At 42.0% G+C, this 12,841-nt stretch carries 5 protein-coding genes; all 5 read left to right on the forward strand.

What is annotated here, in order from left to right; all coding sequences use genetic code 11:
• The first annotated feature begins 7 nt into the window (after window positions 1-7).
• Window positions 8-937: a ribonuclease Z gene (gene rnz, locus O3655_RS07925; protein ID WP_000354317.1), complete on the forward strand. Its 930-nt coding sequence runs from the start codon at window positions 8-10 to the stop codon at window positions 935-937.
• 28 nt (window positions 938-965) lie between these two features.
• Window positions 966-1,457, forward strand: a complete 492-nt coding sequence (locus O3655_RS07930) for a hypothetical protein (RefSeq protein ID WP_049479826.1) — start codon at window positions 966-968, stop codon at window positions 1,455-1,457.
• 28 nt (window positions 1,458-1,485) lie between these two features.
• The gene (locus O3655_RS07935; RefSeq protein WP_001259142.1) at window positions 1,486-2,241 is read left to right on the forward strand and encodes an SDR family oxidoreductase; all 756 of its coding nucleotides are present in this window, start codon (window positions 1,486-1,488) and stop codon (window positions 2,239-2,241) included.
• 250 nt (window positions 2,242-2,491) lie between these two features.
• Window positions 2,492-9,469, forward strand: a complete 6,978-nt coding sequence (bgaA, locus tag O3655_RS07940; RefSeq protein ID WP_371641289.1) for an LPXTG-anchored adhesin/beta-galactosidase BgaA — start codon at window positions 2,492-2,494, stop codon at window positions 9,467-9,469.
• A 463-nt stretch (window positions 9,470-9,932) separates the two neighbouring features.
• Window positions 9,933-12,841, forward strand: a 2,909-nt coding sequence (locus O3655_RS07945; protein WP_371641290.1) for a SpaA isopeptide-forming pilin-related protein, incomplete at its 3' end; no start/stop codon positions are given.

Here is a 12,841-nt window from a genome sequence, read left to right on the forward strand (position 1 = left end):
GTATCGAATGGATATTCAATTTTTAGGAACAGGGGCCGGTCAGCCCTCTAAAGCCCGCAACGTTTCAAGTCTCGCCCTGAAACTCTTGGATGAGATTAACGAAGTTTGGCTCTTTGACTGTGGAGAAGGAACGCAAAATCGCATTCTGGAAACCACGATTCGACCACGGAAGGTCAGCAAAATCTTTATCACCCACCTGCATGGAGACCACATCTTTGGATTGCCAGGATTTCTCTCTAGCCGTGCTTTTCAGGCCAATGAAGAGCAGACAGATTTGGACATCTATGGACCGCAAGGAATCAAGTCATTTGTCTTAACCAGCCTTCGTGTGTCAGGCTCTCGTCTGCCTTACCGCATTCATTTTCATGAGTTTGACCAAGATTCTCTAGGGAAAATCTTTGAGACTGATAAATTCACTGTGTATGCAGAGGAGCTGGACCACACTATTTTCTGCGTTGGTTATCGTGTCATGCAAAAGGATCTAGAAGGGACCTTGGATGCTGAAAAACTTAAGGCTGCTGGTGTTCCATTTGGTCCGCTTTTTGGAAAGATCAAAAACGGCCAGGACGTTGTTCTCGAAGATGGAACTGAAATCAAGGCAGCAGACTATATCTCAGCTCCCCGTCCAGGTAAGATTATCACCATTCTGGGTGACACCCGTAAAACCAATGCTAGTGTGCGTTTAGCTGTCAATGCCGATGTCCTTGTCCATGAGTCGACTTATGGCAAGGGAGATGAAAAAATTGCTCGCAATCACGGTCACTCAACCAATATGCAGGCAGCACAAGTAGCAGCAGAAGCCAGTGCTAAGCGCCTCTTGCTCAACCATATCAGTGCCCGCTTCCTATCAAAGGATATTAGTCAGCTTAAGAAAGATGCAGCTAGTATTTTTGAGAATGTCCATGTCGTCAAAGACTTGGAAGAGGTTGAGTTATAATGTTACAGTTCGTTGAGAGGGAATTAAGATGACTGTTGAAAATCGTTTATTGGATAAAGCGGATTGGTATTTTGAGAATGCCTTAACCAACTACTTGCACAGCTATTCATTACAAAAAGAAGAGTTAACTCAAAAAGATTATCGGGAGATTTATCGTTGGGCTGCGAATCATATCGGTTTTTTCGTTACTTGGCTCATCCTGCATGATGCAAAAGAATTGATGTTTCCTGATGAAGAAACGGTATTCCAAAGTGTAAAAAACGAGCAAACTTTGGGTGTTGATTATCTTTTAGACTGGTGCGATGGTAAACTGGGAACAATGGATATTACAAAGGATTTTCAGGCTTTTGTAAATGACTATTATGAACATCAGTATATGGATGATTATTCCGAATTTGTAGTCAATGACTTATATGACTTGCCTTTAGAATTTTTAGGTAGCTGGGAGGATTATCATCTGTTTGCTCCTGTCATTGATCAAGCCTATGCTCATTATTTAGCTGGAAAAAGATTTCATTAAATTGATCAAAACTTTGAAAGGAATAGAGATGCGTACCATCATCATCACTGGGGCAAGCGGTGGCTTAGCCCAAGAAATGGTCAAACTCTTGCCAAATGACCAACTCATCTTACTAGGTAGAAACAAGGAAAAACTAGCCCAACTATATGCAAAGCATCCTCATGTAGAATGGATTGAAATCGATATTACTGATGACTCAGCCCTAGAAGCTCTGGTAGCTGACCTCTATCTCCGTTATGGCAAGATTGATGTCTTGATTAACAATGCTGGCTATGGAATTTTTGAAGATTTCGACAAGATCTCTGATCAAGACATTCACCAGATGTTTGAGGTCAATACCTTTGCTCTGATGAATCTGTCTCGTCGTCTTGGAGCTCGCATGAAGGAAAGCCGAAAAGGCCACATCATCAATATCGTCAGCATGGCAGGTTTGATAGCGACTAGTAAGTCCAGTCTCTACTCAGCGACCAAGTTTGCGGCTATTGGATTTTCAAACGCTCTGCGTCTCGAACTGATGCCCTATGGTGTCTATGTAACGACGGTTAATCCAGGACCGATTCGTACTGCCTTTTTTGACCAGGCAGACCCAGATGGGAGCTACCTCAAGTCGGTTGACCGCTTTCTCTTAGAACCAGATGTAGTCGCTAGAAAGATTGTCAAAATCATAGGAAAAAACAAACGGGAACTCAATCTCCCAGTTTTGTTGAATCTAGCCCATAAGTTTTATACCCTCTTTCCCAAGCTAGCTGATAAGTTGGCAGGGGGGATCTTTAATTATAAGTAAAAGGAGTTCCTTACAAAAGGAACTTTTTTTATAATATTGAACTGAGTGTCAAAAATTTGTTTGTTTTTGTTCTAAATCTACATTCACTTTTTTCGAATCTTCTACAAATTTTAGAAAAAACAATCAAAAATATGATTTTTGTGTTTAGGGTATTGAAATTTCCTATATTATTTTATAAAATAAGGGTAAAAGGCTATGAAAAAGTAATACGCTTACAAATAAATGGAAGCGGTTACTAAAGGAGGATTTTATGGAAAAAGGCCATTGGAATCGTAAAAGAGTCTACAGCATTCGTAAGTTTGCCGTAGGCGCTTGCTCTGTCATGATTGGAACCTGTGCGGTTCTATTTGGAGGAAGTGTCATTGGAGAATCACCAGTTTTCGCGGATGAAACTCCAATTACTCACACTGTTGAACAAGCAAAAGAGGAAAGTCCGGCAGTGGAGGAAAAAGAAAATCAAGCTGTAGCAGAGCACAAGGATGCTGCAAGTGTCGACCAAAGTCAAGCTGCTCCAATTGAAGCAAGCAAACCAGAGGTGAAAGAAGAGGAACCTGTAGCTCCAAAAGAGGAGAAAGCATCTCTAAAACCTGAAGAAACAGCTCCAAAGGTAGAATCTCAAGCTTCAAGTCAAGAAAAGCCTGTCAAGGAAGAGTTGAAAGCTGCGACAAATGAAGAAGTGAATCAAATGATTGAAGATAGAAAAGTGAATTTTAATCAAAATTGGCACTTTAAACTCAATGCGAATCCTAAAGAAGCTGTGAAATCAGATGCCGATGTATCAACATGGCAAAAATTGGATCTCCCACACGACTGGAGTATCTTTAACGATTTTGACCATCAGTCACCTGCCCAAAACGAGGGTGGACAGCTCAATGGTGGTGAAGCTTGGTATCGCAAGACCTTTAAACTTGATGAAAAAGATCTCAAGAAAAATGTTCGTGTGACCTTTGATGGTGTCTACATGGACTCTCAAGTCTATGTCAATGGTCAGTTAGTGGGGCATTATCCAAATGGTTATAACCAGTTCTCATACGATATCACAAAATATCTTCACAAAGATGGTCGTGAGAATGTGATTGCTGTCCATGCGGTTAACAAACAGCCAAGTAGCCGTTGGTACTCAGGTAGTGGTATCTACCGTGATGTGACCTTGCAAGTGACAGATAAGGTTCATGTTGAGAAAAATGGAACAACTATCTTAACACCAAAACTTGAACAACAGCAACATGGCAAGGTTGAAACTCATGTAGCCAGCAAGATTGTCAATACAGACGATAAAGACCATGAACTGGTGGCAGAGTATCAAATCGTTGAACGTGGTGGTCAGGCTGTAACAGGCTTGGTTCGTACAGCGAGTCGTACCTTGAAAGCACATGAGTCAACAAGTCTTGATGCGATTCTAGAAGTTGAACAACCAAAACTCTGGACCGTTTTAAATGACAAACCTGCCTTGTATGAACTGGTTACGCGTGTTTACCGTGATGGTCAATTAGTCGATGCTAAGAAAGATTTGTTTGGTTACCGTTACTATCATTGGACTCCAAATGAAGGTTTCTCTTTGAATGGTGAACGAATTAAATTCCATGGTGTTTCCTTGCACCATGACCACGGAGCGCTTGGAGCAGAAGAAAATTATAAAGCAGAATACCGTCGTCTCAAACAAATGAAGGAGATGGGCGTTAACTCCATCCGTACAACTCATAACCCTGCAAGTCCACAGACCTTGCAAATCGCAGCAGAACTTGGTTTGCTGGTTCAGGAAGAGGCCTTTGATACGTGGTATGGTGGCAAGAAACCATATGACTACGGACGTTTCTTTGAAAAAGATGCCACTCACCCAGAAGCTAGAAAAGGTGAAAAATGGTCTGACTACGATCTTCGTACCATGGTCGAAAGAGATAAAAATAACCCAGCTGTCTTCATGTGGTCTATCGGAAACGAAATCGGTGAAGCCAATGGTAATGCTCACTCTCTTGCAACGGTTAAACGCTTAGTAAAAGTGATTAAAGATGTTGATACTACACGTTATGTTACCATGGGAGCAGATAAGTTCCGCTTTGGTGATGGTAGCGGTGATCATGAGAAAATTGCTAATGAACTGGATGCAGTTGGTTTCAACTATTCAGAAGACAACTACAAGAAACTTCGTGCGAAACATCCAAACTGGTTGATTTACGGTTCCGAAACATCTTCAGCTACCCGTACACGTGGAAGTTACTATCGCCCTGAACAGGAATTGAAACATAGTAACGGACCTGAGCGTCATTACGAACAGTCTGACTATGGTAATGACCGAGTTGGCTGGGGTAAAACGGCAACAGATTCATGGACGTTTGATCGTGACAACGCTGGCTATGCTGGACAGTTTATCTGGACAGGTACGGACTATATCGGTGAACCTACACCATGGCACAACCAAAACCAAACTCCCGTTAAGAGCTCTTACTTTGGTATCGTAGATACAGCGGGTATTCCAAAACATGACTTCTACCTCTACCAAAGCCAATGGGTTTCTGTCAAGAAGAAACCAATGGTTCACCTTCTTCCTCACTGGAACTGGGAGAATAGAGACTTGGCCTCTAAAGTAGAAGATGCACAAGGAAAGATTCCAGTTCGCGCTTACTCTAATGCTGCAAGTGTTGAATTGTTCTTGAACGGTCAATCTCTCGGTGTTAAAAAGTTCAACAAAAAACAAACTAGTGATGGTCGTACCTACCAAGAAGGTGCCAATGCTAAGGAACTCTATCTTGAGTGGAAGGTTGCTTACCAACCAGGTACCTTAGAAGCAGTAGCTCGTGATGAAGCTGGTAAAGAAATTGCACGTGACAAGATTACCACTGCAGGTCAACCTGCAGGTGTTCGTCTCATCAAGGAAGAACACGCAATCGCTGCAGATGGAAAAGACTTGACTTACATCTACTATGAAATCGTAGACAGCCAAGGAAATGTGGTACCAACTGCCAATAATTTGGTTCGTTTCCAATTGCATGGACAAGGTCAACTGGTTGGTGTTGATAATGGGGAACAAGCCAGCCGTGAACGCTACAAGGCACAACCTGATGGTTGTTGGATCCGCAGAGCCTTTAACGGTAAAGGGGTTGCCATTGTTAAATCAACTGAGCAAGCAGGTAAATTCACCCTTACTGCCCACTCTGATCTCTTGAAATCGGACCAAGTCACTGTCTTTACAGGTAAGAAAGAAGGACAAGAAAAAACTGTTTTAGGTACAGAAGTACCAAAAGTACGTACTGTTATTGAGAAAGAGCCAAAAATGCCGAAGACAGTCGGTTTTATCTACAGTGATGGCAGTCGTGAAAAACGTCCAGTCACTTGGTCTTCAGTTGATGTGAGCCAAGCAGGAGTTGTGACTGTTAAAGGTATGGCAGACGGACGCGAAGTTGAGGCCCGTGTCGAAATTCTAGCAATCGCAAATGAGCTTCCAACTGTTAAGCGTGTTGCTCCAGGAACAGACTTGAGCGCTGTTGATAAATACGTTTCTATTGCTGTTACGGATGGAAGCGTACAAGAATACGAAGTTGATAAGTGGGAGATTTCGGAAGCAGATAAAGCTAAACTGTCAGTTGCAGGATCACGTATTCAAATGACTGGCCAACTAGGAGGAGAAACCATTCATGCTACTCTTGTGGTAGAAGAAGGCAATCCTGTGGCACCTGCAGTACCAACTGTAACGGTTGGTGGCGAATCTGTCACTGGTCTTACTACTCAAAATCCAATGCAATATCGAACTCTTGCTTACGGTGCATCCTTGCCAGAAGTTGTAGCAAGTGCTGAAAATGCGGATGTTACTGTAGTCCAAGCAAGTGCAGCAAACGGCATGCGTGCAAGCATCTATGTTCAACCAAAAGATGGTGGACCTCTTCAAACCTATGCAATTCAATTCCTTGAAGAAGCACCGAAAATTGACCACTTGAGCCTACAAGTGGAGCAAGCTGACGGTCTTAAAGAAGACCAAACAGTGAAATTGTCTGTACTCGCTCACTATCAAGACGGAACACAAGCAGTTTTACCAGCTGATAAAGTAAACTTCTCTACAAGTGGTGAAGGGGAAGTCGCAGTTCGTAAAGGAATGCTTGAGTTACATAGGCCAGGAACAGTCACTCTCAAAGCAGAATATGAGGGGGCTAGAGGTCAAATCGATCTCACGATCCAAGCCAACACAGAGAAGAAGATTGCGCAATCTATTCGTCCAGTGAACGTAGTAACAGACTTGCATCAAGAACCAAGCCTTCCAGCAACAGTAACAGTTGAGTATGACAAAGGTTTCCCTAAAGCCCACAAAGTCACATGGCAAGCCATTCCAAAAGAAAAACTCGACTCCTATCAAACCTTTGAAGTTCTAGGTAAAGTTGAAGGTATTGACCTTGAGGCGCGTGCAAAAGTCTCTGTAGAAGGCATCGTTTCAGTTGAAGAAGTCAGTGTGACGACACCAATCGCAGAAGCACCACAATTACCAGAAAGTGTTCGTACCTACGATTCAAATGGTCACGTTTCATCAGCTAAGGTTACATGGGATACGATTCGTCCAGAGCAATACGCCAAGGAAGGTGTCTTTACAGTTAATGGTCGCCTAGAAGGTACGCAATTAACAACTAAACTTCATGTTCGCGTATCTGCTCAAACTGAGAAGGGGGCAAATATTTCTGACCAATGGACCGGATCAGAATTGCCACTTGCCTTTGCTTCAGACTCAAATCCAACTGATCCTGTTTCAAATGTCAACGATAAATTGATTTCCTTTAATGACCGCCCAGCTAACCGTTGGACAAACTGGAACCGTAGTAATCCAGAAGCTTCAGTTGGTGTCCTATTCGGAGATTCAGGTATTTTGAGCAAACGTTCAGTTGATAATCTAAGTGTCGGATTCCACGAAGACCACGGAGTTGGTGTACCGAAGTCTTATGTGATTGAATATTATGTCGGTAAGACCGTTCCAACAGCCCCTAAAAACCCTAGCTTTGTAGGTGAGGAAAACCATGCCTTTAACGATCCTGCAAACTGGAAAGAGGTAAGCAATCTCAAAGCACCAGCTCAATTAAAAGCTGGAGAAATGAATCATTTCAGCTTTGATAAAGTTGAAACCTATGCGGTTCGCATTCGTATGGTTCGACTTGATAGCAAGAAAGGAACGTCTATCACAGAAGTACAAATTTTTGCGAAACAAGTCGCTGCAGCCAAACAAGGACAAACAAGAATCCAAGTTGACGGTAAAGATTTAGCAAACTTTAACCCTGATTTGACAGACTACTACCTTGAGTCTGTAGATGGAAAAGTTCCTGCAGTAACAGCAAGTGTTAGCAACAATGGTCTCGCTACCGTCGTTCCAAGCGTTCGTGAAGGTGAGCCAGTTCGTGTTATCGCAAAGGCTGAAAATGGCGACATCCTAGGAGAATACCGTCTACACTTTACAAGCAATAAAGACTTGCTCTCTCGTAAACCAGTTGCCGCGGTCAAACAAGCTCGCTTACTACAAGTAGGGCAACTGCTTGAATTGCCAACTAAGGTTCCTGTTTACTTCACAGGTAAAGACGGTTACGAAACAAAAGACTTGGCAGTGGAATGGGAAGAAGTTCCAGCAGATAAGCTGACAAAAGCAGGTCAATTTACCGTTCGAGGCCGTGTCCTTGGTAGTGATCTTGTTGCTGAGTTCACTGTACGAGTGACAGACAAACTTGGTGAGGCCCTCTCAGACAACCCTGACTATGATGAAAATAGTAACCGCGCCTTTGCTTCAGCCACTAACGACATTGATAGAAACTCCCATGACCGTGTGGACTATCTCAATGACGGAAATCATTCAGAAAATCGTCGTTGGACAAACTGGTCTCCAACACCATCTTCTAATCCAGAAGTATCAGCAGGTGTAATCTTCCGTGAAAATGGTAAGATTGTAGAACGGACTGTAGCACAAGCCAAACTTCACTTCTTTGCAGATAGTGGTACAGATGCACCATCTAAACTCGTTTTGGAACGCTATATTGGCCCAGAGTTTGAAGTGCCTACCTACTATTCAAACTACCAAGCCTACGATGCAGCTCATCCATTTAACAATCCAGAAAATTGGGAAGCTGTTCCTTATCGTGCGGATAAAGACATCGCAGCTGGTGATGAAATCAACGTAACATTTAAAGCTGTCAAAGCCAAAGCCATGAGATGGCGTATGGAGCGTAAAGCAGACAAGAGCGGTGTTGCGATGATTGAGATGACCTTCCTTGCACCGAGTGAATTGCCTCAAGAAAGTACCCAATCAAAAATTCTTGTGGATGGAAAAGAGCTTCCTGACTTCGCTGAAGATCGTCAAGACTACCAAATCACCTATAAAGGTCAACGTCCAAAAGTCTCAGTCGAAGAAAGTAATCAAGTAGCTTCAACAGTTGTAGATAGCGGAGACGATAGCCTTCCAGTACTTGTTCGCCTTGTTTCAGAAAGTGGGAAACAAGTCAAGGAATACCGTATCCAGTTGACTAAGGAAAAACCAGTTTCTGAGAAGACTGTTGCTGCTGTACAAGAAGAACTTCCAAAACTCGAATTTGTTGAAAAAGATTTGGCTTACAAGACAGTTGAGAAAAAGGATTCAACGCTGTATCTAGGAGAAACTCGTGTAGAACAAGAAGGAAAAGTTGGTAAGGAACGGATCTTCACAGCGGTTAATCCTAGTGGAAGTAAGGAAGAAAAACTCCGCGAAGTGGTAGAGGCACCGACAGACCGCATCGTCTTGGTTGGAACTAAACCAGGAACTTCTCTTCCAGAAGACGAAGTGAAGAATCTTGTCCTTAACAGACCAGAACTTGTAATCGAAGAAGAAACAATTGATTTCAAGGTTCAGGAACAAAAGAATGATCAGCTTCCAGCGGGTCAAACTCGTGTTCTCCAAGAAGGTCAAAAAGGTATCCGTGTTCACTTGATCGAAGTTGAAAATGGCAAGCGAACTGAAAAAGAAAGCTATGATAAAGTCATGGCTCAAGATCGCATTGTAGAAGTTGGTACGGCTAGTGAAACAACTAAACCAGTACCTCAAGAATCTACAAAACCACAAGTATCAGAAAAAGCAGATACAAAAGAAATTGTTTCAAGTGAAGCTAGTCATGTTCAAGAAGAACAGTTACCAAATACAGGAAGTGCAGAAAGTCAAGCAGCTCTAGCAGCAGGTTTAGCTCTTCTTGGCTTGAGTGCAGGTCTAGTGGCCACTAAAGGTAAAAAAGAAGACTAGAATGAATCAGTATTTCTTCTAATTGTATCTCAGAAAGACCAGGGAAACCTGGTCTTTTTAATGGGTAGAAGTATTCCCTCTAGAGCAATTTAACGTTTAAGAAATCAGATACCCAAAATGATAAAAACATTATCTGGTATCGAAAACGAGATGAACTTATTTTTTAAAAAATAGCGGTAAAATATACCAGATTCTGTTTTGATGATAGGAGAAGAAAAGGTATAAGGTGGTTAATATACGGATGTGAAAAAGTCGATTTCAAACCATAAGAAAAAATTGGATTTTTTTATAAAAATTTGCTTGATAGTTCTAGCCTTTTTCTTCATAGTATGATAAAATGTGGATGTAATGTGGCTAATAATTTTCGCTTGAAAAAGGAGAATGGTGATTAGTTGGGGACAATCAGTTAGTTTACTATTACATTGTACATTTACAACTGAATATTATAAGAAAGGAAGATTAAATGAACAAGAAAATAAGATCTTGGATTCAGATCCTTATTCTTTGTTTGGGAGTTATTCTCCAATCATTTGCTCCTCTTACGCAAGTACATGCGACAGAGTATAATGATGTGATCACTAGTGTTGGTGTTGAGAACAAATCTGGTGAAGCATTAACGCAAGGATTGGATATTTGGCAAGAATTCCGTCTTACTGCAGATTTTGTTTTGCCAGATAATACGGTGCATGAAGGTGATACAACAACACTTCAATTGCCATCAGAGATTGCATTTTCAAACTCTTCAGACATTGAATTACGAGATGCTTCTAACAATCTTGTAGCTACTGGTCGTTTAGATGCAGCTAGCAAAACAATTACTCTCACTTATACAAAATTTGTTGAGAATAATTCTGGCGTTAGGGGGAAATTCTTTGTCTATGTCCGAGTTGACCATGACGTTGTTTCAGAAGAAAAAGACGTTGATGTCAACATTACTGTAGGACATAGAGTTCTATTTGCAGGGAAAATCCGTTATAACGGCCCTCCAGGGAAATACGACTCTAAAATTGAAAAGAGTTCCTTCCAATTCAAGGATGACGAGAAAAATGTAATCCGTTATAACATTACTGTAAACCGCAATATGGCGAACTACAGTGATGTCACTATCAAAGATGCTTTCTCTTCTCCAAATATGACATTCCTACCAGATACTTTTCGAATTTACAAAGTAGATTGGAGTTGGAATAACGGAGACTGGAAATGGACTAATGCTCGGGATATGACCGAAACCTTTAAAAACCAACTAGTGGTAAATGCGAATGGTGATGGTTTCACCCTTCCTTTAGGAGATACTAATGGTTTTGGTTATATGATCGAGTATCGAGCTAAAGCGAATTATGATCTAGTCGATGGTGAGGAAATCACGAACGTAGCCAACATGAGCTACAATGGTAGTGAGAATGAACAATCAACAAGCACACGTACCTACCAGATTGCAGGTGGTGTTGCGGAAGGATATGTTTTCACCATTAAAATTCATAAGGTAGACGAAGCAGGCCAACCATTGCAAGGCGCAGTTTTTGAAGTAATTCGTGATCGTAACCAAGCTGTTGTTGGACGATTGACAACAGGTCCTGATGGTAACGCTAGTGTAGGCAAATTGTTGCGAGACAACTATACAATTCGTGAAGTAACGGCTCCTCTTGGCTATGACAAATTAACTGAAGATATTAAAATTTCTCCAGATGAGTTTGGTTCAGACAAATCAGTAGAACGTCGAATTGAAAATAAGAAGACACCTCCGAAGACTCCAATTGAAAAAGAGATTACTTTCAAAAAGGTGGATCCAAATGGAAAAGAAATTCCAGGAGCGGAACTGAAAATCTATAGTGGAGATACAGTCAATCTTGAAGAGGCACCTGTTGCAGACTGGACTACTGTAGCTGACACTTCTAAAGTGATTAAGCTGGCACCAGGGACCTACACTCTAAGAGAGTTCAATGCTCCAGAGGGATATCAAATTGTAGGAGATATTACTTATACTGTTAATGCTGACGGTTCTATCACTATTAAGAATAAGGGAGCTGATGACACTGTTCTTGCAGCTGGTCCAGTTCTGACTATTACCGATAAAGAGGATACTAGTCCAAAACCAATTACCTTCAGTAAGGTAAACCTTGGAGGAAATGAAATCCCAGGTGCACAGATTAAGATCTACAAGGGCGACAAGGCAGAAGGTACAGCCGTAGAAAGCTGGACTTCAACTGACCAACCTAAGCAACTGAATCTTGAACCAGGCATCTACACCTTCCATGAGGAAGCCGCTCCAACTGGTTACCTCAAAGTAACGGATATCACTTTCCAAGTTAAACCTAACGGTACTGTTGAAGTGACAAAAGTAGGTGAAAAAGATTCTAAAGGCGAAGACAATCGTGTTGTAGCCCAAGATTCAACTCTGACAGTTACTGATAAAGATGACGATGTAGCTCGTAAAATCACGTTCAGTAAAATTAGCCTTGGTGGGGTTGAAATCGCAGGTGCCCAAATCAAGATCTACAAGGGCGATAAGGCAGAAGGTACAGCTGTAGAAAGCTGGACATCCGAAGCTGGTAAATCTAAAGAATTGAGCTTAGCACCAGGTACATACACTTTCCATGAGGAAGCAGCCCCAACTGGTTACCTCAAAGTGACGGATATCACTTTTAAAGTTAACTATGACGGAACAGTTAAAGTTACCAATGTTGGTACCAAGGATGCTAAAGGTGAGGACAATACAGTTGTAACTGACGGTTCAACTATTAAAGTCACCGATAAAGACGATGACCTTCCACGTAAGATTACCTTCAGTAAGGTTAGCCTTGGTGGTACAGAAATCGCAGGTGCTCAAATCAAGATCTACAAGGGCGACAAGGCAGAAGGTACAGCCGTAGAAAGCTGGACTTCCGAAGCTGGTAAGTCTAAAGATCTCAACTTGGCTCCAGGCACTTACACCTTCCATGAGGAAGCCGCTCCAACCGGTTACCTCAAAGTAACGGACATCACTTTCCAAGTCAAAACTGACGGCACAGTGGCAGTGACCAACGTTGGTGAAAAAGACTCTAAGGGTGAAGAGAACAAGGTCGTAACCAACGGCTCAACTGTTACAGTAACGGATAAAGACGATGATAGTCCAAAAGCCATTACTTTCAGTAAAGTTAACCTTGGTGGTGCAGAAATTGCAGGAGCTCAAATCAAGATCTACAAGGGCGACAAGGCAGAAGGCACAGCCGTAGAAAGCTGGACATCTGAAGCTGGTAAGTCTAAAGATCTCAACTTAGCACCAGGTACTTATACTTTCCATGAGGAAGCCGCTCCAACTGGTTACCTCAAAGTAACAGATATTACTTTCAAAGTGAAAACTGACGGAACAGTAGAAGTAACCAACGTTGGTGA

Source organism: Streptococcus sp. 27098_8_70 (assembly GCF_041432215.1).
GTDB classification, from domain to species: Bacteria; Bacillota; Bacilli; order Lactobacillales; family Streptococcaceae; genus Streptococcus; species Streptococcus oralis_CP.